Source organism: Variovorax sp. P1_G12 (assembly GCF_056405555.1).
The window spans coordinates 13977-37263 of the sequence record NZ_JBFUBW010000040.1 but is presented as its reverse complement, the minus strand read 5'-3'; the positions used below and the strand labels follow the sequence as shown (position 1 = coordinate 37263).

Genomic DNA, 23287 nt, shown 5'->3' with positions numbered 1-23287 from the left:
GGCTGTCGCTGGGCCTCAGGCGGTGCTCGTGCCACGCGCCGGATTGGGAAACAGCAGCGGGCCGAGCATCCCTCGCCGGAACGGCTTCCACTCGCCCTCGGGCTGTGCGAGCCGGTCGGCCAGCGCATAGAGCACTGCGGGGTGGGTGTCGAGGCCGAAGTGGCTGCCGAGCACTTCAATGTTCTCGGCGCGTGGCCCCGTAGTCTCCAGGCTGCAGCGCCAAGCCACGATGCCGTCGCTGCGGCTGAAGATCGACGTGGTCGGCACCGGCGGCTTGCGCGCCACGAGCTTCAGGCGAGGCGCATCTTCGGCGCTCTGGCCGCTCAGGCCTTCATAGACGCGCCAGGCACGGGTCGAGCGCGGGCTGCCCTTGAAGGGGCTGCCGAGCGTCACGACGCCGCGTACGAGCTTGGGATGGCGGTTGGCCAGAAAGCGTGCATACGCCCCGCCGAGGCTCTTGCCGACCAGGCTCACCTTGCGGCCTTCCTTCGCGTGCAGTTCCTTCAGCTTCCTGACCATGGACGCCTCGACGCCGGCGCGCGGACCGAGGTTGCGACCCTGGCCCCATCCGTGCACGTCGTAGCCGCGGGCCTTCAGGTAGCGCCGCAACAGGAGCGTCGACGAATCGCCGGATGTCAGGCCGGGCAGCACCAGGACCGGATGGCCGTCGCCGCGCGGTGCCAGTTTCAGCAGCGGCCACACGGCGAGCGTGGCACCGGCTTCCCACAGGGCGCGGAACTCGGCGAGCATCAGCAAGACAGAGGGGGCACGGTCGGGTCGCAGCATGACTGCTTTCATATCCAATCTCCTGCCGGCGGTGCCGGCGGTGCCGGCGCATCGGTCGGCCGGCACGGCTCGGCCTGGTGCGCCAGCGGGCGAGGGTGGCGCGGCCTCGAAGGCAATGCGCCGCAATGGCGCCTTGTTGGCCGCGATTATTCCGATGGACGAGGAAGGAGTCCAATGCATATTCAGGGCGCGACCCATGCACTCGATGCAATGGCATCGGACGGCTCTGTCGTGCCGGCGCGAAATTGGGGCAATTGGACTAACTATCGAACCGTTCTAGTTTTCAAGGCCTAGGGCTTTTCAAAGAAGATGACCCCATCGCGCCAGAACCATGGCGCGTTCCCTCAACTTCAAGGAAACCACCATGTCCACGCAATCCATCTCCACCGCCGCCATCCACGTCGTCGGCCAATACAACGACGCAGGCAAGACCCTCGTCAGCGCCTACCGCGCTGGTGCGCATCGCCTGCTGGGCGGCGCCGCGTCGCGCTACAGCGCGTTCCTGGACGCTCGCGAACTGCCGATGGTGAGCGACGATGACAAGGCCCGCCTGCTGAGCGCGCAAGAGCAGGTGACCGGTTTCCTCGCGAACCGTCTTGACATCGACACCAGCAGCATCGTCGCGCTGATGGATCGCGTGGCCACTGGCGCGACCAACGGCATCGAATCGATCGCCAGCATCGCCGCCCGCATCGAAGCGCCGCTGGGTGCCTCGGCCATGAACGCTTTCCACAGCGTGCACCAGCCGATCGCTGACGTGTCGGTGAAGATCGCCGACACGGTCGCCGCCGGCGCCAAGCAAATCGAAAGCCGCGTGTCCGGCAATGACAATGCAGTGGCCAAGGAAAAAACCGTGAAGGCCAAGCCCGCAACGCGTCGTGCCCGCACGAGCCGCGCAGTCAACAAGGTCTGATTCCGGAGGCGGGCGACCGCCTCTCTTCCGTAACGTCCCCTGGAGCAACGCATGGCGACTCGCCGCGATGAAACTGACAGCGTGAAGAAGAAGGCGGCGCCGCCGGCCAAGAAGGCGGCGCCACCGCCCAAGAAGACGGTGCCCGCCAAGAACGCCCCAGCGCGCAGGAAGCCCGCGGCCAGGGCGGTTGTGCCCACGATCGCGCCACCCAACGATAAAGCCGACCAGACTGGCCCGAAAGGCCTCCTGCGCGCAGGCCTCAAGGCGTTGGGCACGGTGCGCGACGATGTCGTCAAGCACCAGTCCAACGTGATCGAAAGCTTCCTCGGCCTCGGCAAGACCGATCCCGCGAGCGACAAGAGCATCCCGCCGCGCTTTCCCGGCCTCGAGACTTTCGGCATCCGCAAGTTCGAGGACGTGTTCGATCAACGCGTCGCCACGTCGCTTCCACGCCTCGGCATGCCGAGCGCCCAGGAATTCCAGGAACTGCGCGAGCAGATGCGACTGCTGCTCGACCGCGTCGAGCGGCTTGAAGCCGGTCGGCGCAAGCGCTGAGGTCCGGCGGACAGAGCGATCTTCAGCCCGTGGCCAGTTCCAACACGCGAGAACGCATCCTGCAGACCAGCCTTGCGCTGTTCAATGCGCAGGGGCTCGCGGCGGTGTCGACGCACCGCATTGCCGCCGAGCTCGACATCAGCCCCGGCAACCTCCACTACCACTTCAAGGCCAAGCAGCTCATCGTCGAGCGGCTCTTCCGGCGTTTCGAGGAAAGCCTCGAACTGCTCAATGCATCGGCAGACAACGTGCGTGCGATCGACGACCTGTGGCTGGCGCTCCATCTGCGCTTCGAGGCGATCGATGGCTACCGCTTCGTCTATCGCGACATGGCCTTTCTCTCTAGTGAATATCCCGCGCTGGGCCAGCGCGCCCAGGCGCTGACGGCGCAAAACCTTTTGTCGGCCAAGTCGCTGTGCGAGACGCTGGTCGCCGCCGGTGTCATCGAGGCGACCGCGGAGGAGGCGCAGATGCTGGCGCTGCAGATGGTCTTTACCACGACCTGCTGGCTGTCGTTCGAGCGCCTCGTGCCGGGCCGCGATGCCTTGCGGCAAGCCGACCCGGGGTTTGCGGCTTTCTACACGCTGACGCTGATTTCTCCGTATGTCTCGCGCGAATCGAGGGCTTACCTCGATTACCTGCGGGGCAAATACCTCGGATGAATAGCGCTGTCGGCCGATTGGCTTGGTGGCATCGCGACTGCCCATTCAAAATGAACGACACAAGGAGCATCGAGGATGACCGCGGCTCATGAACCCATCGCGCCGCCTTCGCGGCTGCTGCTCCTCGCCGAAGGACGTGCCCTCTGGGAGGTCGGTGCCGCCGTGGCGCTATGGCCGCTGTTGCAACTGGCGCCGCGCGGCGACGGCCATCCGGTGCTCGTGCTGCCGGGGCTGATCGCGAGCGACCTTTCCACCAAGCTGCTGCGGCACTATCTGCGCAGCCGCGGCTACGACGCGCACGGGTGGGGCCTGGGCCGAAACCTCGGGCCGCGCGATGGCGTGGAAGAGGGCATGGCGCGCAAGCTCGAATCGCTGCATGCCCAGAGTGGCCGCAAGGTCAGCCTCGTCGGGTGGAGCCTGGGCGGCGTCTATGCGCGACAGCTCGCGTCGAGCTGGCCGGATCTCGTGCGCAGCGTGGTCACGCTGGGCAGCCCATTCACCGGCAGCGCCCGCGCGACGAATGCATGGCGCGTCTATGAGGGTGTCAGTGGCCTGAGTTCGGAAGATCCGCGCCGCATGAAGCACGTGCAGCGGAGGCCTTCGGTGCCGACCACGTCGATCTTCAGCCGCAGTGACGGCGTCGTCGCTTGGCGCTGCAGCATCGAGGAAACCGGGCCGCAATCGGAGAACATCGAGGTGGTGGCGAGCCACCTGGGTCTTTGCGCGCATCCGGCGGTGCTGTTGGCATTGGCCGATCGTCTGGCCCAGCCCGAAGGGCACTGGAAGCCCTTCGATCGCGGAATGTTCGGGCCGCTGATCTATCCCGATCCCGCGCGTCCACACTGAACTACGGTGCGGCTGGTGCCGTGTCACGCCTGCCGACGAAGACGTTCGCATGAAAGTCGGCTGCCTCTTGGCCACGATGTTGCACCACGGCGCACACCGCGTCGATCATGATCGGCGCGTCGCAGGCTTTAAGCCTCGTGTCCGGCCAGGTCTGGGCAGGCCGCCTAGTCGACGCGGCCCGGGAAGGCGCTATCAGGCGCTTGAACTGCATCCTCGCCCAGCGAGGCGATGTTGGCCACAGGCTGTTTGACGGCGGACTCCACGAATCTGGTGGAAATACGCTCGCCACATAGGTACCGCTCGCCGCCGGTCGAAGCGGTCAGGGCGATTTCGGCTCAGGATGTCCCATTCCTCCTATCGTCCATGTCATCGATGAGGTCCTCCCGCAGCTCACGCGCTTGGCGCTCGCCGATGAGGGCGTGAACGGATCGGTCGGTCATGAACGCCTGCGCGCCGCCGCAGTCCTCGGGCGGCGGTGCGGCTCTGTGTCCTGCAGTGCACGGCGGCTAGCTCAGCCTGAGGTCAACCGGTAGGGTCGCTTCGATGCGCAGATCATGCATCCAGCTGTCGCCCAGGTCGTACTCATAGGTGAATCGTTCGCCGAGCCGCAGATGCAAGTCGCCGATCGAACCGCGCGGGCGTCGGTGGAGAAATGCAGGCCCCCGTTCTTGAAGACGCCGTATTCGCGCCCACGGATATCGAAGCGATGGAGGTGCAGGTCTTCCCACCCGAACGCCACCTGCAGGATGTGGTGCAAATGCGCACTGTTCGTGTCGCGGCACACGAGCAGTCGGCGCCAAATCAGCGGGCTGATGTGGCGGCGCAGCACCACTCGAAGTTGCAGGATCGGCTGCCCGGAAGCGGCCCCAGGTTCCATGCCCGAAGCCTACTCTGCTGCAGCGCACATCCCTACGCACTGTGAGCGCTCTACAGCGGTGCGCCACCGCTGGAGAAGGCGAAGATCCTGGATGAGTTCGTGGCTTGAACGGCTATCACTGCAATCACGCCGTTCGGGTGTTGCAAGAAGAGGCCACCGCGAAGGAAACGCGGGCACGCAATCGTCTGTTGCCGAGGCGGTGCGGCAAGCGCTGACGGTGCTGTGGGAGGTCGCCGATCGAGCCTGCGGCAAGCAGCTGAAGGCCTTGAGCCCGATGTGGGTCGATGCGTTGGAACACCATCGCCACCTCGACGTGGACCGCGCTCCGGTGGCACTGGGCCGAGGACCTCCACAGCCAGCACGGCTCTACCAGCGGACCTTGATGCCGAGCGAAGCCTGCACGGAGGATTTCACGGTGGCGTCACCGCCGATGCTCCACAGATGGCCGAGTTCCCCGTAGAGGCTCGTCGCTGCCGTCAGCGCCAGGGTCGCGCCGGCAGCCACTTCGGCGGCGCTGTAGCCGCCTCCGCTCGCGATGACGGTCGCTCCCGCCGGTCCGATGAAGGTGGCCGCGTCGTCGCCGAAGCTGGCGTAGTACAGGTTCAGGCGCCCATAGGGCTGCAGCCGTCCGCCGCCCGCTGCGAGATCCCCCTTGATGCGCACGCCGAGCCGACCGATCCAGCCGCTGTCCGCGTCCTGTTGCACGCGCGCGCCGCCGAGGAACAAGTCGTCGAAGCTGCTGTGCTGCCAGGCGAGCTGCGCCTGCGGCTCGATGCTCCAGCGCTCGTTGACCGCAAAGGGTTTTCCGCTTTCGATCGAAGCCGTGAAGCTGCTGGCCTTGCCGGAGACCCGGGGATTGATGTCGGGTTTGACGTCATAGCGCTGGCTCGCCCCCTGCAGCACGCTGTCCACGTACCAGCCACTGGCATCCATCCAGGTCGCGTATGCGCCGAGGAAGCGCGAGCGCAGGTCATTACTGCCCACGCGCGCCGTGAGCCCGCGCGCATTGCCGGCGACATCGGCGCTACCGTCCAGATAGCCGACATAGAGTCCTGACTTCCAGTCTTGGGCGACGAACAGGTCGGAGCCAACCTGCAGGCCGCTCACGTGTCCATCGCTACGGGGCTGCGCAATGCCCGGTTGATCGATGTCGAGGTCCGCATACACGAGGCGGCCCCAAGCCCGGCGCGTGCCTGCGGCCGTTGCGGCTGAAGCGGTGCCGGCGCTGGAGCCAGGGCCGGCGGCGGGATCCTCATCGCCCATGCGCCGATGCAGGTTGCCCAGCATCGCCAGATCGGCTTGCCTGAACTGCGCCGGCAGGGCTGCCACCAGCGGCACTTCGGCCCGATAGGTCGGCACCTGGACTGGAGGAAGCGAGGGTGGCAATGGCAGTCCCGCCGCCGGATCCGCTGGCGGTATCACAGGCGGAACGACTGTCGTCGTCGACCGCAGGTACCAACTCTCGCCCGCGCCCAACGCATCGGCAGCGTGGAGCCGGTATTCGAACGCGCCTGCATCCACATGACCCCCCACCAGGCTGAAAGCGCTCTTGGTGGTTTGCGCTGTCGTGGTGGCGCCATTGAGCGCACTGATGATCTCGATGCCGCTGCCCGTGGTCAGCGCACCCAGGCCACTGAGGTTGACGACCTGCACGCCGGTGCTGCCGTTCGCCACGGCCGCGGGACCCTCGAGAACCAGCCTGTCGCTCACGCTGGCGCTGCCGGCCAGGGCGGTGCCGAGTCTTAGCAGTCCGCCATTGCCCACATACGGCCCTGTGACCGTGAGCGTACTGCCCGCCACGCCACTCGCCAGGTTGACCGTGCCGCTGTGGGTCAATGCGGCGACGCGCTGGTTGAAGCCTGCCGTGTCGAGCGTGGCGCCCTGCGCCACCGTGTGGGCCGAAGCGGCGCTGAAGGTATTGGCCGCGCCCGCGCGCAAGGTGCCGGCGGCCACGGTGGTGGCCCCCGTGTAGCTGTTGGCACCAGTCAGGCTGAGCGTGTTGGTGCCGAGCTTGGTGACCGAGCCGGTGCCGGAGATGACGTTGCCGAAGGTGAAGTCGTCGGAGCGAAGGAAGGCCAGCGTGCCGTTGTCGATCACGTCCCCCACGATGGACCCGGTCGTGCCGCCGTTGCCGAGCTGCACGGTGCCCGCGCTGATCGTCGTGCCGCCGGTGTAGCTGTTGGCTCCCGTCAGGACCAGCGTGCCCAGGTCGGTCTTGTCGATACCGCCGATGCCGGCCAACTGCGACGCGATGGTGGCCACGTAGCCCGCGCCCGGCGCCGTGCCGTCACCCACGCGCACGATGTTGCTGCCGGCGGCCAGCGTGATCGGCTGGCCTTGCACCACATAGCCGCCGGTCGCGAACTGCATGCCGCCTGAGACCACCGCGCCCAGGCTGTTGTCGACCGTGACGGCGCCTGGCGATCCCGCAAAGATCGCGAAGCTGCCATTCGTGTAGGGTGCGTTGATGGCGCCGGTGGATTCGGTCCAGTTGGCGTTGCCGGCCGAGGCCTGCCAGACGCCGTCGCCGCCATTGACTACGGCATTGTTGCGCGGTGCGGTGCCGCCGTCCCAGAAGTTCAGCGTCAGGCCGGCCGTGTTGATCAGGTTGACCTGCCCGGGGATGGAAGTCTGCACCAGATTCACGCTGCCGGCGGGCTGCGTGCCGAGGATGAGTCCGTTGTCGGTGAGCGCGCCACCGTAGCTGATCACTCGCGAAAGGCCGGGACCATAGGTGCCGCCCGGCGGGACGGTGACGTTGATCGTGCCGTCCAGCGCGAGGTTGCCGCCCACCACGGTCAGGTCGTTGAGCGGCCCGCCGACGACGCCGGCCTGCCCGAATTCGTAGTTGAGCACCGAGGCGTTGGTGAGCGCCAGGTTGCCGTTGATGGTCAGGGTGCCGGGCGAGTTGCCGGGCGCGAGGATGCCGTCGGCGATCGAGACGCTGCCGCCGATCGTGCCGGTGCCCCCGAGCGTGCCGCCGCCGGAAACATTGAGCGTGCTGGCCGCGGTGCCCAGGATGCCGTTGACCTGCAAGGTGCCATTGCTCACGCTGGTGCTGCCAGAGAAAGCAGCGCTGTTGCCGCTGAGCGTGGTGACACCGCTGCCGATCTGCGAGAGGCTCCCGGCGCCGGAGATGGCGCCGCCCAGGGTGACGGCGTTCGAACGGTTGAGGACCAGGGCGCCGTTGTTGTTGATATCACCCGCGACAGCACCGGTGGTGCCGCCATTGCCCAGTTGCAACGTGCCCGCATCGATGGTGGTGGCGCCGTTGTACGTGTTGTCAGCGGTCAGCGTCAGCGTGTTGGTGCCGAGCTTGGTAACGGCGCCTGTGCCGGAGATTGCGCCAGCGAAGGTGACTGGGTCCGAACGGTTGATGACCAGGGCAGCGTTGTTGGTGACGTCGCCAACGATGGAGCCGGTGGCGCCGCCGTTGCCCAGTTGCAGCGTGCCCGCGCTGATTGTCGTGCCGCCCGTATAGGTGTTGCTGCCGGTGAGCACCCAGGTGCCTGCGCCGTTGGCGACCAAGCCGCCGGCGCCGGAGATGACGCCGGATGCGCTGTTGGTTGCACCGCTGAAACTGCCGCCGAGCGTGGCGGTGCCAAAGGCGATCGCCATGGTGCCGCTGAGCGTCAACGCACCGCTGCCGTCGTTGCTGATGGTGCCGTTGTTGATGTTCCAGACGCGGTTGCTGCTGGCGCCCGCGCCGGTATAGCTCAATCTGCCGCCGAAGTTGATGAGGTTGAAGGGGCTAGAGGCGCCTGAGCCGGTGCCGAGGGAGCTGACGGTTCCCACATCCGCGAGCACCGGGGCCTGCACCGTCACACGCGTGATGGTGTTGTTGCCGGTATAGGTGTTGGCGCCGCCGAGGGTGATGGTCTGCGTGCCGGTGCTGATACCGGTGTAGGCCACATTCTTCGCGAAGCCGCCGCCTTCGCTGATCACGCCGAGCAAAGCCATGTTGGCCCCAGCGGCGTTGAAGGTGCCGCCCACCGGCCCGTTGCCGCTCATCAGGATATCGCCGGTCAGGGTCAGGGTACCGGCGCCCTGAGTGCGCAGCGTAGTGCTTCCCCCATTGATGGCGTTCTGCAGCGTCCAGTTGCGGTTGGAGTTGCTGGCGCCACTGCCGGTGTAGTTCACCGTCGTGCCGCCTTGGGAGGCGTTCACCAGAACGGTGCCGTTGGCCGCCGTGATCGGCGCGCCCAGGGCGCTGGCCACGCCCAGGTTGGCGATGGAGGCGAACGAAAATGAGACGGCGGCCGTGCCAGTCCCATTGAAAATGGTCTGGCCGGTGTAGTTGCTGGCGCTGTTGTTCAGGGTGACCCCCGACTGCACGAGGAGCCCGCCGGCGCCGGTGAAGCGGGCCCCGGTCGCCCCGCCGCTCAGGGTGACGTTGCCGCTGGTCAGGGTGACCACCCGGCTGTTGGCGAGCGAGCCGGTGAGGTTCAGCGCGGTGCCACCGGCCATGGTGATGCCGTTCGCGGTGTTGCCGAGGGCGGCGTTGGCGTTGACGCTCAGCGTGCCGGCATTGACGGTGATGCCGCCACTGAAGGTGTTGGCACCACTGAGCGTCAAGGTGCCAGCGCCGGCCTTGATCAGGCCCGTGGTGCCGGCGATGACGGAGCCGATGGTTGCGGAAGCGGTCGTGGTAACGGTCGGCGTCCCCCCGCCAAGGGTGAGGGTCGACCCGCTGAGCGTGTAGCCAGCGGTGTTGAAGGTCAGGTTGCCGGCGGTGATGGGGATGCCGAGCGTGACCGCGCCAGCCGTGCCGGCGAAGACGGCGCTGTTGAGACTACCGTTGTTCCATGCCGACACCGTGCCGCCGGTGCCCGTCGAGTTGGTGTTCCAGTATGCGTTGGTCGTGTCCCAGACGCCGGCGCCGCCCAGCCCCGCAGCGGTGCCATTGGTGTCCCAGTACAAGGTCTGCGCGTCTGCAGAAGCGACGCAAGCGAGCACCAGGCCCAGCGCGGCCAGTTTGCCACCCGTGCACCGACCGCGGGATGAGGTCTCCGGTGCCGCCACCCAGGTGCCCGATGCGGCGTTCCAAAGGCTTCTGAAAGTCCTGTTCATGCAGCGTCTCCAGCTTCGCGGCTCTCGAGTGGTTCGGCCTCTTCGTTCAGCTCGGCAGGTCCGTGTCGATCGGACGCCACGATGCGCAGCAGGCATGCCACGGCGACGGTCGCCAGGACGGCGAACAGCGCCCAGACCCAGCGCTCGAAGGCGACCAGTCGTTCGGCGAATGTCTCGCTGAGGCTCGCGAGAATTGCGACCGTCATCGCCAATGCGGTCGCCAGAATGCAGTCGAGTGTGAAGATGTCCCAGGCAAGGTCATCGTGGAATCTCGCGAGCCACGTGATTCCAGGTCGTTGCTCCATGTTGGCCTCCTGATCGCATTCGCCCCCTGGAAAGGATTGTGAGTCCGGCGTGCCGAGCGACCTATCCCGGCAGCCACGGCATCACGTACGTGGATCCGGCTGTGCATCGCGGTGTGCTCGTCAGCCAAAGGTATGCATCGGTGCACTCTGGATCGTCACGTTGGTGTCAGGAGAGTTTTTTTGACTGCCGAGGTTGCAACCCGTACGGGTCACCCGGACGATCGAATGCTGACCACCGGGTCGCGCTTGCGCTTCAACCACGCAATCGTTTGGGTACGCGCTTGCAGTGACCGATTGTTCAAAAGCCAGGGATAAATGGGGGGCCCCTTTTGCGCTGAACGCGAACGGGCTATCAGGCGTCAATCAGGTGCGGCGACGGGAAGGGTGAAGTGGAACAGGGCGCCGCCTTCGGGATTGTGCGAGGCCCAGAGCTTGCCGCCGTGGGCCTCGATGAGCTTGCGACCGATCGCCAGGCCGACGCCCAGGCCGCTGGACTTGGTCGAATAGAAGGATTCGAAGATGCGTTCGAGGTCGCCCTCGGGGATGCCGGCACCGCTGTCGCGCACCGCCACTTCGATCTCCTCATGGTCGTTGACCGTCACTCCAACGGCGATGTCCCGTCGCGCACCTGGCCCGGCCAGGTCGATCGCTTCCATCGCGTTGCGCAGCAGGTTGAGGACGACCTGCTGCAGGTGGATCTCGTCGACCGTCACGACCGGCAGCCTTCCGCTTGGGGCCGAGTGAACGTGGATGTCGCGCAGATCGCAGTCTGTCTTGACCATGCCGATGCATTCGTCGACCGCCCGCATGATGTCGATCGGCTTCGGGTCCAGATCATGGCGCTGCGCCATGCCTCGCATGCGTGTCACGACATCGCCGGCCCGGGTCGCCTGGCCGATGACCTTGTCCAGGAGCTCGACCACCCTCGGCAAGTCGGGCATCGCCGTTTCGGCGCGGCGGCGCGCTGCCATCGCATAGTTTTCGATCGCGCCCAGCGGCTGGGTGATCTCGTGGGCCAAGGCGACCGACATCTCGCCAGCCGTATGGACGCGAACCAGATGGGCCAGCCGCTCACGCCAATGCGCTGCCTCGACCTCCGCCGCCAGCTTGCGCCGCTCGGCGGTCTCGTGCGCGTGCAGGCTGGCGAAGACGCCGGCCAGCAGGGCGATGCCGGGCGTCAGCGCTTCGGGCCACGGTTGCTCGCGTGCCACGCTGGCGATCGACAGCGCGCCCTCGATCCGCCCGGCCACCGAGATCGGCACGACCATCAACGAACGAACGCCTCCGGCCTCCAGCGCAAACCGGTCCTGCGATGCCACGGGCGGCAGATCGGCAAGGCGCGGCAAGCGAACGACCTGGCCGGCCGCCACCTGGGCACTGACCCAAGGCAGCAGGCCGGACATTTCCGCGGGGGCCGGAGCATCGACCCCCTGCGCATCCCAGCGCCGGGCGGGGCTGAAGTGCGCTTCGACGCCGACATGCTCCCAGAGGGAGACCTGCTCTGCCCCCACGAACTCACCGAACTGCTGCAGGCCGGATCCGATGGCGCTGCCTTCCATGCCTGGCTGGACCAGCACCAGAGAGGCCAGGATGCTGCTTGCCAAACGTTCAAATCCGATCGCGATGTCAAGCGCCTCCTGGGCCTGTTTGCGGGCCAGCGCGCTGCCGAATACCTGGGTCAGCAGCCTCAACTGTGCCAGCAGGCTGTCGGGCCATGAGCGTTCGGCCCGCACGCAGCTGAAGCTCAGCGAGCCGTGCAGATCGCCGGCGACGACGATCGGTATCGTCGCGTGAGACTTGAGCCCGACGCCGATCAAACCTTCCTTGTCGCTGTCCGCCTCGGGTGGCAGGTCGTCGAGCCGCTCGAACACCGTTGGCAGGTTTCGCAGCGACCTCGACATGATCCAGGGAAACAGGGAGCGCGACGGCAACGCTTTCGGGACCGGCTCGACGCCCTCGACCGCGAACGAATGCGTGATCTCGATCCATCCGGTCAAGGGGTCGAGGCGGTGAAGGGTGCAGCGATCGATCTCCAGCGTTCCGACGATGCGCTGGAGGCTGTCCTGGATGGCGCGGTCGATGTACTGCGGCTCCAGGTTGATGAAGCTCGCCGAAAGTTCCGACAACAGGCGCTCGAAGCGCAGCCGGTCCGCCGTCAGCTCGGCGTGCGGGTCTGGTTCATGTTCCATGGTGCGTATGAAGAGAGTATCCCGTCGTCCAGGCGCCGGGCTTGTGTAGCCACCGATGCGGCGCCATCAGGTTTGGGCAGAGGCGTGCTCCGGCTGCACGGCCACATGCCGCAACTCGCATCTCACGATTTTGCCGACCGTGGATTGTGGCAGTCACCCGAATGTGGGCCGGCCAGACTCCGGCGTATGTCCGGGAGCGTCGAGGCTGATGGGGGTGGGGTGGGTGCACGTACGTGCCCATGAGTGGGCGCCGGGATGGCGACCTCGAGAGCGGGTGTCCATAATGGCCTGCTCGAAACTAAGGGTGCCCTCGATGTCGTTCAGGTCTTCAGCCTGGGTATCACGCGTCGCCGTGACCGTCGCAGCGTGCGCGACTCTGCAGGCACAGGCGGAGATGAGCGCGGAAGAGCTCGCGAAGCTGGCCCAGAATCCGGTCGGCAACCTGATCAGCGTTCCGTTCCAGAACAACACGAACCTGAATTACGGGCCGGAGAAGGGGACGCAGAACATCCTCAACATCCAGCCGGTGATCCCGATCTCGGTCAACAAGGACTGGAACATCATCACGCGCACGATCCTGCCGGTCATCTCGATGCCGGCGCTGGGCCCGGGCATCGACAGCACCAGCGGCGTCGGCGATGTGGTGATGACCGCCTTTCTCTCGCCGGCCAACCCCGGCAAATGGATCTGGGGCGCCGGCCCGGTGGTGCAGATGCCCACCAACAGCAGTTCGGAGCTGGGCAACAAGAATTGGGGCCTGGGTCCGTCGGCTGTGGTGCTGCATCTCGACCACGGCAGCCCGTGGGTTTACGGCGCGCTGTTCAACAACATCTGGTCGGTGAGCAGCAGCAGGCAGGGCGGCTCATACAACAACTTCCTGCTCCAGCCCTTCATCAACTACAACTTCAGCGGCGGCTTCTATCTCACCACCGCCCCGATCATCACGGCCGACTGGAAGGCCGACAGCAGCCAGCGATGGACGGTGCCTCTCGGCGGCGGCATTGGGAAGATCTTCCACCTCGGCAAGCTGCCGGTGAACACGCAGCTCTCGGCGTACTACAACGCCGTGAAGCCTGACAACGGCGCCAACTGGCAGATACGGGTGCAAGCGCAGTTCATGTTCCCGAAATAGTCACGCAGGTTGTGGCGGCCGATCGGCTCCGCACCCGAGCATGGGGCGAAAAGATCGCGCGAAGCTGCTGGCGGCCAAGGGTTGGCGATCGGAGGCGGCGATCATCGCCGTCGGCCTGAACCCTGGCACCGCGACCGTCGAGAAGTCCAGGCATGGTGCGATTCGGGGTTCCCCCGCTCACGGCTGGACATAGGTCTTCAAGTTCTTGCAGGCGCTCTCGAACATCGATTCGAAATACATCTTCGACAGTGGCCCGCCCATGCTGATCGTGAGATGCGGGTCCATCGCAACGCGGTAGGTGAACCGGGTCTTGCCGGGCTCGGTCTCTTCGAGCTGGTAGTCCTCCGCCATCGCGTGGGTGAGCGGCATGGAGGAGCCGGTCACGTAAAACGCCATGCGGCGATCCTTCTCCCAGATGAAGAAGTGTTCGTCGAGCGTGGCGGCGGCCAGCGAGACAGTGCGGGTGGTGCCGACGCCATACGGCTTGTCGCTGGTCCAGACCACTTTGTGGATGGCATGGAACCAATGGGGCCAGGACTCGCCGTCTTCGAAGATGGCGAAGACCTTGGATGCCGGTGCATCGAGATCGACGACGTTCTTGAATTGCATGGGCGCGGTGTCGAAGAACGACGCATCGACCGGGCGACATTGAAAGTGCATGGCGATCCTTTGTCAGTGTTCAGTGTTTGGGGGGGCAGCGTGCGAGACGTCAGGCCCAGGCGCCGAGCATCGTGGCACCGAAGGCGACGACGAAGAGGCCGGCCAGCCGGGGCCACCAGGGCTGCGCACGGCGCAGCGTGGCGCCCAAGGCGATGCCCGAGGCATGCAGCAGGAGCGATGCCGCCAGCATGCCCGCGAGAGCCAGTGTCGCGTCGGACTCGCTCGCCAGTTCCTGCCCATGCGCGTGGCCGTGAAAGAGCGCGAACAAGCCCACCAGCAAGCCCGCCATCGGCGCAGGCAGCCGGCGTTGCGTCATGACCAGCAGGCCGAGCACCAGCAGCGAGACCGCGATCGACGACTCCACGGCGGGAAGGCGAACGCCGGCCATGCCAAGGAGCGCTCCGGCCAGCAGCATCAGCGCAAAGGCCGCAGGGGCCGCCAGCAGATCCGGCCAGCGGCGTGCCGCGAGGGCGCTCCAGAGCCCGACCGCCACCATCGCGACCAGGTGATCCGCGCCTGTCAGTGGATGCAGGAATCCCGCCATGAGGCCATGGTGAAGACCATGGTCGACGCCGGTGTGGGCGAGTGCCGAGAGGGGCAGGGCGGCGAAGAGCAGGAGAGCGGTCCGGGTCGGATGGCGAACAAGTTTCATGTCAGGTCCCTGGAGTGAACGGGTACGTCGAGGCAGCGGGTTTGTCGGGTTGGCTCAGCGCCACGCGCCCCGCCATTGCGAATCGATCGCGATCCAGCCGGTGGCGTCGCCGGCCGGCGGCGACGCCAGGGCCATACGGTCGTCGCTGGCATCCCATCCCAGGATCCGCAGTTCGAACGAAGGACCGGCGGCGACGTCGCGCATCGGAGTTGCCGCAGCGGCCGGCAGCGGCCCGGCCATCCGGTCGACGGCAGCGACCGCACCCAGAGATGCGAGCGCGCCCCCGGCGGCAGCGATGCCGCTGCCGAGCACGAAGGTCCTGCGGTCAATCGGCATGGCCGGTCTCCGGGTGTAGCGGCAGGGCGGCCAGCGGCGACTGCCTGAAGGCGGGCGTCGCTCCCCAGCGCTGGCGGGCCGCAGCCAGGATGTCTGCGGCTTCCAGTGCCTCGCCGGCCCGTATCGCCGCCTCATGGGCCGACTCGAAGGCCCGCAGCGTCGGACGGTTCGCGAGGTCGACGCGGGTCAGTTCGAACGCCCGGCGCGCATCGTCGCCGCTGCCGGCATAGAACTCCGCCGCGTGGTCCGCGAAGGCGAGCGGATGCCTGGCCAGCAGGCGCTCGAAGCCGCTGCGGGCGGCCTCCGTCAGCGCCTGCGCTTCGGCCGACCGGCCCAGCGCGAGCGCCACGTCGGAAAGACGCCAGCTGACTTCCGGGTCGCCGCTCTCGAGCGCCGGAACCAGCAACGCGCGAGCCTGAGCGCCGCGGTTTTCGGCCAGGTGGATCTCGCAAAGGTGCACGCGTGCCTTGACGTAGCCGGGCAGGTAGTCGATTGCTTTGGCGTACCAACGGGCCGCGCGCTCCGTTTGGGCCTGTGGTGCGCGTTCACCCCACAGCACACCCAACTGGAAGCAGACCCATGCGACCGCAAATGGCGAGACATCGCGGTAGGCGCCCAGCGCGCGGCAGTAGGCGCGCTCTGCGGCGTCGAATTCGCCCAGGTCGGCCAGCAGGGAGCCCAGCGGCACCCAGTCCTCCAGACGTCCCGGGCGCTCGGCGAGGCGCAGCCTCTGTTGCAGCAGCGCTTCCAGCGATGTGCCGCAGGCCTGGTCGATGCTCATCGCGAGCCGCTCCGCGTCGAGCGCGGGACAGCCTCGCTGCGTGGCTCGTGCGAGGCATTCCCTCGCATGGGCGAAGCGATGGGTCGATGCTGCGACCTGGGCCTCGATGAGCGCCGTGCGTGCGGAGTCCGGATCCCGCCGCATCAGGTGACCTGCCAACTGCTCCAGCCGGTCATAGGCTTCCAGATCACCCAGGAACTGCGCGTTGAGCTGTTCCTGCTCGAGGAGGCCCTCGGCGATGCCCGCCCGCAGCGGCGCGTGCCAGAAGCGGTTCCATGATTGCGCGAGCGTGCTTCGCAGGTTGATGGCGGCGATGATGCCGTCGGTGGCCTGCACGGGACCGGTCGCGAGATCGGGTTCGGCGATCATTTGGGGACCCCGAAGCGCGGCTTCAGGCTTTCGAGGCCGGCCTTCAGGAGCGTCGAGCTGATGGTCTTCACGATGATGTCGGGCTGGCCGCCGGGCATGTACTGCACCCGCCACTCGACCGAGCTGCCGTTGCCCTTGGGCTTGACGTCCAGCATGCCGGTGTAGTCCGTGGCCGGGATACCGGCGATCGAGGTGTAGCGGTAGCTTCGTTGCGCGTTGTCGATCGCGTCGAGCCGTTCGATGATCTGCTTGCCGTCGATGGTCTCGATCGTGCGCAGTTGACCGACCCCGGTGCCGGTCAATCGGATGCTCGCGATCAGTGGATGCCAGTGACCGCCGAAGCCGCCGATGAGGGCCCAGACCTGCTCGGGCGGCGCGGCGAGATCGACGGAGAAGGCCAAGTTCTGGAGTTCCGCGTTCGGCGAGGCCAGGTAGGGGAAGGTCGATGTGCCCGGCTTGGTCGCACCGGTCGAGCCGCCCTGCAGGAACTCCCGGTCGTGGTTCACCATCCAGGTGAGCAGGATGTCGATGACGTTCGCGTCGACCGTGCGGCCCCCGCCCGTTTGATGCGGACGGCCCGCGAGCGTGCTTTTCTCGATCTCCAGGTGGCTGGTGTCCGAGGTGGGTTTCGCGACATCGATGACCATGAAGTCGTCGAGGAACATGTTGGCGTTGGCGGCCAGCGCCGCCGGCGTCCAGTCGGCCTTGCCGTCGCGCAGGTCCCAGTTCTTCAGGCTGTCGACCATGCGCTTGCGGAACAGGGGCATGAACTCCTCCGAGATCGCGAAGGGCGTCTGCTGGTTCCACAGGTCGCGCAGGTCGTCGGTTCCAGTCATCCCGTTGTTGTTCAGCCGCATGTTGGTCTGCTCGGGGCGGCCGACCCAGTCGATGCGCGGCGGCTCGTGGCCGATGAAGCCACCGGGCTTCGGTATCGGGATGGTCTCGGCGACGACGCCGAAGAGGGAACCCTTGGCCGGATCCAGCACGCGGCGCGTGTCGAACTCGATCAGGAAACTCAACACGTTGTCGTGCTGAAGCAAGTTGGGAAACTTCTTCATCTCGGCCACGATCCAGGCCAGGTAGAAGGGGTCGGAGCGCAGCCCGGCGAACACGCGGTAGGTGCCGTCGGCCGAGGTCGATCCCTTCTCGTCGTCGACGACGAAGCGGATCGTCTGGCCGCCGGGCAGCGTGCAGGTGCCGCGTTGCACCGGCCTCTTGCCTTCCGCGGCGCGCTCCAGCACGTCGAAGCGGAAAGTGAATCGAAGCTCCGGATCGCTCGATCTGAACTTGGTCTGCTCGCCCGTGCCAGCGATCGTCAGCCGGCGCACGACGATGGCGTGGTCGATGGCGTTCGAGAACATCGCCTGCGTGCCGGCGGAGGGGAACACGTTCGCCGCCAGCACGGTGCGGTTCGGGTCCGCCGGGCTGGTGAAGGCAAAAAGATCGGTCAGGTCGGCCGAGGGGTCACCGATCTGGCGCGGGCCATCGACGTGGTCGGACATGGTTCAGCCTTCGCTTAGTGGCGAGACCATTTGCTGGTCCCCGTGACCGCATTCGGCGGGCCGCCGAAGGGCGTAGCCCGTCCAGGTTCTTCCGGAATCGACTTCAGGTATTCGACCAGCGCCCAACGCTGCGCTTCCGTAAGCAGCGGACCGACGACGCCATTGCCGCGCGGCCCGTTCTCGAATGAATGGCCGCTGTTCGAATTGCCTCTCAGCGAGGTGTCGAGCAGGAAGGTGCCGCTCTTGCCGCTGGTGTCCAGGCCCACCTTGACGGGGTCGAATTCGCGACCGACATAGAACTTCTTGGTGCGCTCCTTGGCCGGGATCAGCATTTCGTAGAGATTGGGCACCGAGCCGTTGTGCATGAACGGCGGCGTGGCCCACACGCCGTCGCGCGGCGCCGCCTTGTACGCGTCTTCCGTCTGGCGGGGCGCCGGCAACTCGCGGTAGCCGTGGAGGTTGGCGGTTTGCTGTTCATCCAGTTTCAGCTCGGACAGTGCCTTGTCCAGAACCAGCTTTTGCGTGATCAAGTACAGGGCGCCCGTCGGGATGACTTCCTTGTCCTTGAAGGGTCCAGGAAGGTAGGGCGCGAGGTTGCCCGTGATGGCGTAGGGCCGCAGGTTGTCGAACTGGCCCGGGTCCGTGCCGACGTACTTCTGCGGCACCACGCCGACCTCCAGGAAGCGCTTGCCATACTTGTTCGGCGGCGTCCACGTGTAGGGCCAGGCGTTGTGGCAACTCGCGCAATGGTTCGAGAACAGCGCCTTGCCGACGGCGGCCTTCTGGCGGTCGATCCGGCCGAAGACCTCTTCCGGCCACTTGGGCGGCGCGAGCCGCGTCAACTGGTTCTCGATCTGCTGCAGGTTGAGCAGCTGTGCATTCGAATCGAAGAGCCCTTCCTCTGGCGACTTGGCGTGCAGGTTCATCGGCAGGTAGACGCCCATCGATTCGACGAGGTTGCGATTGATCGGGTCCTGCTGCGAGGCCCGCCACTGGGTCCACGAACCGTGCGGCGCGTTCCACAGGAAGGGCGGCTTGGTCGGCGCGAGCGGGGTGGACGAATTCTGCGGGATGTTGGTCTCGATCGCCAGCAGCCGGTTGACGATGGCGGAGATGGCGTCGATCCGCGACGGCCCCCAGAGGGTCGGCGTCGCGAGCGTGCGCGTGCGGTAGTCGCGAATCGGGGCGGCTTCGCGCTCGAAGCGCTTGCCCAGTTCGCTCTTCGCGTCCGCACTCATCGCGCCGAGCTTGACCGCCAGGCGATCGAACTTCTGCTTGTCCGCCAGCGTGGCCTGCATCGCATCGTCGAGGGCGGTCACGTAGCCCAACATGTCGAAGGTATTGGCGACGCCGCCATCGATACGGATGCGCTTGCCCTGGTAGTTGAGTTGGGCGTTGTGGCACGCGGCGCAAGTCAGGCCGAGCTGCACGTCTTCCACGCTGCTGCCCTTCCTCTTGACGATCGTCTTGCTCAGCCCGATCGGCAGTGCATCGGGATTGTTCTGCGGATCGGCCGGTTGGGTGATCAGGCCGAAGCGGTCGCTGTTGGCGTCGGAGCGGAACAGTTCCTGGCTGCCGGCCTGCTCGAGGTTCAGGAACAGGTCGTAGGACAACACGGCCGAGCCCTGAGAGACCTGGTAGTACCAGGCCCGTTCGGCCGGCGTCCAGCCCTGGTCGAGGAAGACGACGGGTCCCGGCGCAGTCGCTGCAGGCTGCGCTGCGGACTGCTCCATGGGTGCCACGCCGAGCAGCAGGGCGGCGATGGATGAGAAGGCGAAGGTCCTGGCCCCGCGGGGCCGAATGGAAAGCTGCATGGAAGTCCCTGGGATCGAATAAGTCATCGTGTAGTTCGACGCGCTGGCCGTTTTTACGTCAAGCGAACCTGATGGCCTATCCCGGTGCCCACCTAGGGCCACGTACGTATTTCTGCGTGGCCGTCCGGATTGCGGGCCGCACGGCAATCGGGAAAATCGGTAGGGCGGGGTGCGAGCGATCACCGCGATATCAGGTCATCTGATCTGGCATGGGTACCGCGAGCGGTCCGTCTATCCGGACACAAAAAGGAAAATCTAAAAATGAAAGCAGCCCACTACACAGTTCTCGCCCTGGCTTCGGCGCTGGCATTCAGTGCGCCGGCCATGGCGCAGCCGAGCACGCCTTCGGCCTCACCGAAGGTGCTGGATGTCCGGGACATGTTGAAAGAGGTTTCGATCTCCGCGCTGGTGACGGCGATCGACGCGAAGAACCGCATCGTGACCCTCAAGGGTCCGGAGGGCAATGAGTTCGCGGTGATGGTCGACCCGCGGGTCAAGAACCTGGCGCAGGTGAAGGTCGGCGACATGGTCGATGCGACCTACATTCAGTCGGTGGCGCTGGACTTCCAGACGGGCAACGGCATCCGCATGGCCACGTCGACGACAGCCGTCGACCGCGCCCAGGTCGGACAGCTCCCCGGCGGGGCGGCGATGAAGCAGACGACGATGGTGTCGAACATCTGGGCGATCGACCAGGCCAAGGGCACCGTGATGGTCCGGGGTCCGTTCGGTCACTTCACCGAAGTGAAGCTGAAGGACCCGGCCATGCTCAACGGCGTCAAGGTCGGCGATCAGATGAAGATGACCATCACGCAGGCCATCGCCACTTCGGTGGTGCGCAAGGGCTAGCTGCAATTCGCGTAGCCAGTTCTTCGGCGAGCGGCATGGCGGCTTTGTCGGTTGTCTTCTCGCGCCGAAGCCTGCTGTGGCTACTGCCGGGCATGGCCTTGGCGCTCGGCGCCTGCACCACCTACGGCGTGGTCGAGAACGTGCGCCTGGATCCGGGCCGCCATGGGCCCGTCTATTCGCTCGGCGAGTTCGCCAGGAACCCGCATCGACATTCCGACGAGCTCACCCTGGCCGTCGCCTTCTCGGGAGGCGGCACACGCGCTGCCGCGCTGTCCTTTGGGGTCATGCAGGAGCTGCGCGACACCCGCGTGCACATCGATGGCCGGGACACGAGCCTGCTGGAGGCGATCAACGTCATCAGCTCGGTGTCCGGAGGCAGCTTCACCTCAGCCTACTACGGCCTCTACGGCGATCGCATCTTCGCCGACTACGAGGAGCGATTCCTTCGCAGCGATGTCCAGGGCGCCCTGCTGCGAGGCCTGCTGGATCCCACGCGCTGGTTCAGCAGCCACGGCCGTACCGAGATGGCTGTTTCCTACTACCAGCAGTCCTTGTTCGGCGATGCCACCTTCGGCGACCTGGCAAAGCGCGATGCGCCGCTGATCCTGATCAACAGCTCCGACCTGAGCACCGGCGGGCGATTCTCGTTCGTGCAGGAGTACTTCGACCTGCTGTGCTCGGACCTGGGCAGTTTCCCGCTGGCGCGCGCCGTCACCGCATCGAGCGCCGTGCCGGTGCTGTTCGGGCCCGTGGTGGCAGAGAACTACAGTGGCTGCGCCAGCGCCATGCCTCGCTGGCTTGCGGCCGCGAAGAAGCGAGACAGCGACGATGCCTACTTGAGCATGGTGGTGCAGGATGACCTCGCCTACCAGAACAAGGTCACGCACAAGTACGCCCAGTTCGTCGATGGCGGGATCACCGACAACCTGGGCCTTCGCGCACTGCTGGACGCCGTCGAACTGACCGGGGGTGCCGAGAAATACGTCAGCAAGCTCGACATCGCGGTGCCGCGTCGCATCGCCATCGTCTCGGTCAATGCCGCCGCCGACGCGCCCGCGGGCATCGGCGAGAGCAACCGGGCGCCGACCTTCGAGCAGACGATGAACGCCGTCACCGATGTGCAGTTACATCGCTACAACGTGGCGACGCTTCAGCAGACCCAGCAGAGTCTCGACCGCTGGACCCGCGAGCTGTCGACGCCCGGACGGCCCGTGAACTCGTACTTCATCCGGCTCAGCTTCGAGGACGTTCCCGACCTGCCGCTGCGCCGATTCCTGAACGAGATCCCGACCAGCTTTGTTCTGGACAAGGAGCAGGTGGCGCAGTTGATTGCCACCGGCCGGGAGCTACTGCGCAACAACCCGGACTATCAGCGCCTGCTGACCGGGCTGCGAGCGCAGGCCGATGCCGCCGGGCCTGCGACCGCCGCGCCCTGAAGCACTGCAAACGCGATGGCGGCGAATCGATGACGGGCCCGACCCGCCGACTGTCGGTGGCTATTGGGTCGAAAGTTCGAGATTCAATCGCAGCAGATCGGTAATCGAGTTGACCTTGAGCTTCTCAAGCAGCCGGCTGCGATGCTGCTCGACCGTGCGGTGACTGATCGCGAGCTCCTTGGCAATGACCTTGCTCGGCAAGCCCTTGAGTGCCAGCGACATCACCTCGCGTTCGCGATCGGTCAGTGCGGCGATGCGCTTGGCCAGGCCCTGATGCACATCGGCGACAGGCGCCGACCGCATGCCGGCATCGCGGCGCAAGGCCTCGTCGATCGCGTCCAGCAGCTGCTGCTCGCGGTAGGGCTTCTGCACGAAGTCGACGGCCCCGTCCTTGATCGCCTTGACCGCCATCGTGATGTCGCCATGGCCGCTGATGAAGACGATCGGGATTCGCGCGCCGATCGCGACCAGGCGCTGCTGAAGCGCGAGCCCGCTCATGCGAGCCATGCGCACATCGAGCACGAGGCAGCCGGGCCGCGACGGATCGAAGGATTCGAGGAACTCCGGCGCCGAACTGTGAACCTCGGCGGCGAGGCCGATCGAGTTGACCAGTTCGCGCACCGAGTCGCGATAGGCTTCGTCGTCATCGATGATGAATACGGTGGGTTCGGTCATGGTCTATTGGAGACTTGGAAGCGTGAAGCTCAACGAGGCTCCGCCGCCGGGATTGTACGAGGCCCAGAGTTTGCCGCCCATGGGCCGCGCTGGCGGCCGACGCCAACGCAACGTTGACCAAGCCGATGTTCGTCAAGATGATGACCGGCACCGCGGCGTGAAGGACACGCTTCTGTCCGACCGGCTGTTGATCGACGGCAGCAAGATCGACCTCGTGCGCTTCCTGTCGCCGATCGACAAGGCACCGGACACTTTCCGAGCGTGACGCTCTGCTCTGAGCTGAGCCACGTACGTGGCACTCCGTGACCACCAGGATTGCCCCGGGCCATGGCGGCATTCCAGAATGCGTGCAGAGCCCGTGGCCCCACACGGTGCCACGGGCCCCAAGTCATGGATCTCATCGTCAACGCCTTCGTCCGTACTTGGACGGACATCACCAGCGGCAGGCATGCGCCGCTGTCATTTCGCTTCGTGGTTCAGCCGTTGATGGCGGCCTTCCTCGCGTTCCGGGCCGGCCGGCAGGATGCGCGCGACGGGCGTCCGCTCTACTTCTGGGCCCTGGCAACCGATTCGGCGCAGCGCAGGGCCCTGCTGAAGGAAGGCTGGCAGCACGTGGGCAAGGTGTTCGTGCTGGCGATCGTCATCGATGCGATCTACCAGTTCATCGTGCAGCGCTGGGTGTATCCGGTCGAGACCATCATGGTGGCCGTCATTCTGGCGGTCATTCCATATCTCGTCGTTCGCAGCCTGATCAACCACGTGCTGCGCTGGAAGATTCGCAAATGACGGAAAGCCACGTACGTGCTCGTGCGTGGTCACCGGGATAGGCAGGCAGGTTCGACAGACATAGCATCGCCCCGGCTCAGGGTGCTGCGATC

Annotated in this window: 21 protein-coding genes and 1 pseudogene; 9 read left to right on the top strand and 13 right to left on the bottom strand. The window is 66.2% G+C overall.

The annotated features are described in order from the left end of the window. Positions 1-15: 15 nt before the first annotated feature. On the bottom strand, positions 16-798 hold the full coding sequence (locus AC1D2O_RS32170) for a serine aminopeptidase domain-containing protein (protein WP_478086511.1): 783 nt from the start codon (positions 796-798) through the stop codon (positions 16-18). Positions 799-1150: 352 nt separating this feature from the next. On the opposite strand from AC1D2O_RS32170, the gene AC1D2O_RS32165 reads away from it, so the two are divergent. The 4 genes from AC1D2O_RS32165 to AC1D2O_RS32150 all read left to right on the top strand — a co-directional run bounded on the left by AC1D2O_RS32165 (position 1151) and on the right by AC1D2O_RS32150 (position 3762). Beyond that, positions 1151-1699 carry a hypothetical protein gene (locus tag AC1D2O_RS32165; protein ID WP_478086512.1) on the top strand — a complete coding sequence of 183 codons (549 nt, stop codon included), beginning with the start codon at positions 1151-1153 and terminating at the stop codon, positions 1697-1699. 138 nt (positions 1700-1837) lie between these two features. Further along, the gene (locus AC1D2O_RS32160; RefSeq protein ID WP_478086513.1) at positions 1838-2254 is read left to right on the top strand and encodes a phasin family protein; all 417 of its coding nucleotides are present in this window, start codon (positions 1838-1840) and stop codon (positions 2252-2254) included. 29 nt (positions 2255-2283) lie between these two features. Then, entirely contained in the window at positions 2284-2916 is a 633-nt protein-coding gene (locus AC1D2O_RS32155) for a TetR/AcrR family transcriptional regulator (protein WP_478086515.1), read from the top strand. A 75-nt stretch (positions 2917-2991) separates the two neighbouring features. Next, complete coding sequence (locus AC1D2O_RS32150) at positions 2992-3762, top strand: esterase/lipase family protein (protein WP_478086517.1); 771 nt, start codon at positions 2992-2994, stop codon at positions 3760-3762. A gap of 506 nt (positions 3763-4268) precedes the next feature. Here the strand turns inward: AC1D2O_RS32150 and AC1D2O_RS32145 are convergent. The 5 genes and pseudogenes from AC1D2O_RS32145 to AC1D2O_RS32125 all read right to left on the bottom strand — a co-directional run bounded on the left by AC1D2O_RS32145 (position 4269) and on the right by AC1D2O_RS32125 (position 12203). Further along, complete coding sequence (locus AC1D2O_RS32145) at positions 4269-4490, bottom strand: IS1096 element passenger TnpR family protein (RefSeq protein ID WP_478086534.1); 222 nt, start codon at positions 4488-4490, stop codon at positions 4269-4271. Further along, a pseudogene (locus tag AC1D2O_RS32140) lies at positions 4448-4639 on the bottom strand (IS1096 element passenger TnpR family protein); the annotation flags it as partial. The pseudogene AC1D2O_RS32140 and the gene AC1D2O_RS32145, both read right to left, overlap by 43 nt. 366 nt (positions 4640-5005) lie before the next feature. Beyond that, complete coding sequence (locus tag AC1D2O_RS32135) at positions 5006-9709, bottom strand: autotransporter outer membrane beta-barrel domain-containing protein (RefSeq protein ID WP_478158507.1); 4704 nt, start codon at positions 9707-9709, stop codon at positions 5006-5008. Further along, positions 9706-10014 carry a hypothetical protein gene (locus tag AC1D2O_RS32130; RefSeq protein ID WP_478086519.1) on the bottom strand — a complete coding sequence of 103 codons (309 nt, stop codon included), beginning with the start codon at positions 10012-10014 and terminating at the stop codon, positions 9706-9708. Before AC1D2O_RS32130 ends, AC1D2O_RS32135 begins: the two co-directional genes overlap by 4 nt. A gap of 359 nt (positions 10015-10373) precedes the next feature. Then, entirely contained in the window at positions 10374-12203 is a 1830-nt protein-coding gene (locus tag AC1D2O_RS32125; RefSeq protein WP_478086520.1) for a sensor histidine kinase, read from the bottom strand. A 394-nt stretch (positions 12204-12597) separates the two neighbouring features. On the opposite strand from AC1D2O_RS32125, the gene AC1D2O_RS32120 reads away from it, so the two are divergent. Further along, positions 12598-13335, top strand: a complete 738-nt coding sequence (locus AC1D2O_RS32120) for a transporter (protein WP_478086522.1) — start codon at positions 12598-12600, stop codon at positions 13333-13335. A 177-nt stretch (positions 13336-13512) separates the two neighbouring features. Here AC1D2O_RS32120 and AC1D2O_RS32115 read toward each other — a convergent pair whose 3' ends face one another. From AC1D2O_RS32115 to AC1D2O_RS32090, 6 genes are read right to left on the bottom strand one after another with little or no spacing between them, the layout of a single operon-like run. Further along, positions 13513-13995 carry an SRPBCC family protein gene (locus AC1D2O_RS32115; protein ID WP_478086524.1) on the bottom strand — a complete coding sequence of 161 codons (483 nt, stop codon included), beginning with the start codon at positions 13993-13995 and terminating at the stop codon, positions 13513-13515. 49 nt (positions 13996-14044) lie between these two features. Beyond that, positions 14045-14647 (bottom strand): HupE/UreJ family protein, encoded by a 603-nt coding sequence (locus AC1D2O_RS32110; protein ID WP_478086525.1) that lies wholly within the window; start codon positions 14645-14647, stop codon positions 14045-14047. A 54-nt stretch (positions 14648-14701) separates the two neighbouring features. Further along, the gene (locus tag AC1D2O_RS32105; protein ID WP_478086526.1) at positions 14702-14983 is read right to left on the bottom strand and encodes a hypothetical protein; all 282 of its coding nucleotides are present in this window, start codon (positions 14981-14983) and stop codon (positions 14702-14704) included. Continuing rightward, entirely contained in the window at positions 14973-16133 is a 1161-nt protein-coding gene (locus tag AC1D2O_RS32100; RefSeq protein WP_478086528.1) for a tetratricopeptide repeat protein, read from the bottom strand. The genes AC1D2O_RS32105 and AC1D2O_RS32100 overlap by 11 nt, the downstream gene beginning before the upstream one ends. After that, on the bottom strand, positions 16130-17635 hold the full coding sequence (locus AC1D2O_RS32095) for a DUF4331 family protein (protein ID WP_478086530.1): 1506 nt from the start codon (positions 17633-17635) through the stop codon (positions 16130-16132). The genes AC1D2O_RS32100 and AC1D2O_RS32095 overlap by 4 nt, the downstream gene beginning before the upstream one ends. A gap of 14 nt (positions 17636-17649) precedes the next feature. Next, a complete protein-coding gene (locus AC1D2O_RS32090) occupies positions 17650-19449 on the bottom strand; it encodes a di-heme-cytochrome C peroxidase (RefSeq protein ID WP_478086531.1) in 1800 nt (599 codons plus the stop codon). A 261-nt stretch (positions 19450-19710) separates the two neighbouring features. Here AC1D2O_RS32090 and AC1D2O_RS32085 point away from each other — a divergent pair, with 261 nt between their 5' ends. After that, positions 19711-20298 (top strand): hypothetical protein, encoded by a 588-nt coding sequence (locus AC1D2O_RS32085; protein WP_478158506.1) that lies wholly within the window; start codon positions 19711-19713, stop codon positions 20296-20298. A gap of 35 nt (positions 20299-20333) precedes the next feature. Beyond that, on the top strand, positions 20334-21734 hold the full coding sequence (locus AC1D2O_RS32080) for a patatin-like phospholipase family protein (protein WP_478158505.1): 1401 nt from the start codon (positions 20334-20336) through the stop codon (positions 21732-21734). Between the two features lie 60 nt (positions 21735-21794). Here AC1D2O_RS32080 and AC1D2O_RS32075 read toward each other — a convergent pair whose 3' ends face one another. Continuing rightward, entirely contained in the window at positions 21795-22409 is a 615-nt protein-coding gene (locus AC1D2O_RS32075; protein ID WP_478094561.1) for a response regulator transcription factor, read from the bottom strand. Positions 22410-22431: 22 nt separating this feature from the next. On the opposite strand from AC1D2O_RS32075, the gene AC1D2O_RS32070 reads away from it, so the two are divergent. Both AC1D2O_RS32070 and AC1D2O_RS32065 read left to right on the top strand, forming a co-directional pair. Continuing rightward, positions 22432-22674 carry a hypothetical protein gene (locus tag AC1D2O_RS32070; RefSeq protein ID WP_478158504.1) on the top strand — a complete coding sequence of 81 codons (243 nt, stop codon included), beginning with the start codon at positions 22432-22434 and terminating at the stop codon, positions 22672-22674. A 125-nt stretch (positions 22675-22799) separates the two neighbouring features. After that, positions 22800-23195 (top strand): hypothetical protein, encoded by a 396-nt coding sequence (locus tag AC1D2O_RS32065; protein ID WP_477650831.1) that lies wholly within the window; start codon positions 22800-22802, stop codon positions 23193-23195. Positions 23196-23287 lie beyond the last annotated feature (92 nt).

Excerpts from the sequence above, each read along its gene's own strand:
- AC1D2O_RS32170 (WP_478086511.1), bottom strand. The coding sequence starts at position 798 with ATGAAAGCAGTCATGCTGCGACCCGACCGTGCCCCCTCTGTCTTGCTG.
- AC1D2O_RS32165 (WP_478086512.1), top strand. The coding sequence starts at position 1,151 with ATGTCCACGCAATCCATCTCCACCGCCGCCATCCACGTCGTCGGCCAA.
- AC1D2O_RS32150 (WP_478086517.1), top strand. The coding sequence starts at position 2,992 with ATGACCGCGGCTCATGAACCCATCGCGCCGCCTTCGCGGCTGCTGCTC.
- AC1D2O_RS32135 (WP_478158507.1), bottom strand. The coding sequence starts at position 9,709 with ATGAACAGGACTTTCAGAAGCCTTTGGAACGCCGCATCGGGCACCTGG.
- AC1D2O_RS32130 (WP_478086519.1), bottom strand. The coding sequence starts at position 10,014 with ATGGAGCAACGACCTGGAATCACGTGGCTCGCGAGATTCCACGATGAC.
- AC1D2O_RS32125 (WP_478086520.1), bottom strand. The coding sequence starts at position 12,203 with ATGGAACATGAACCAGACCCGCACGCCGAGCTGACGGCGGACCGGCTG.
- AC1D2O_RS32120 (WP_478086522.1), top strand. The coding sequence starts at position 12,598 with ATGAGCGCGGAAGAGCTCGCGAAGCTGGCCCAGAATCCGGTCGGCAAC.
- AC1D2O_RS32115 (WP_478086524.1), bottom strand. The coding sequence starts at position 13,995 with ATGCACTTTCAATGTCGCCCGGTCGATGCGTCGTTCTTCGACACCGCG.
- AC1D2O_RS32110 (WP_478086525.1), bottom strand. The coding sequence starts at position 14,647 with ATGAAACTTGTTCGCCATCCGACCCGGACCGCTCTCCTGCTCTTCGCC.
- AC1D2O_RS32105 (WP_478086526.1), bottom strand. The coding sequence starts at position 14,983 with ATGCCGATTGACCGCAGGACCTTCGTGCTCGGCAGCGGCATCGCTGCC.
- AC1D2O_RS32100 (WP_478086528.1), bottom strand. The coding sequence starts at position 16,133 with ATGATCGCCGAACCCGATCTCGCGACCGGTCCCGTGCAGGCCACCGAC.
- AC1D2O_RS32095 (WP_478086530.1), bottom strand. The coding sequence starts at position 17,635 with ATGTCCGACCACGTCGATGGCCCGCGCCAGATCGGTGACCCCTCGGCC.
- AC1D2O_RS32090 (WP_478086531.1), bottom strand. The coding sequence starts at position 19,449 with ATGCAGCTTTCCATTCGGCCCCGCGGGGCCAGGACCTTCGCCTTCTCA.
- AC1D2O_RS32085 (WP_478158506.1), top strand. The coding sequence starts at position 19,711 with ATGAAAGCAGCCCACTACACAGTTCTCGCCCTGGCTTCGGCGCTGGCA.
- AC1D2O_RS32080 (WP_478158505.1), top strand. The coding sequence starts at position 20,334 with ATGGCGGCTTTGTCGGTTGTCTTCTCGCGCCGAAGCCTGCTGTGGCTA.
- AC1D2O_RS32075 (WP_478094561.1), bottom strand. The coding sequence starts at position 22,409 with ATGACCGAACCCACCGTATTCATCATCGATGACGACGAAGCCTATCGC.
- AC1D2O_RS32065 (WP_477650831.1), top strand. The coding sequence starts at position 22,800 with ATGGATCTCATCGTCAACGCCTTCGTCCGTACTTGGACGGACATCACC.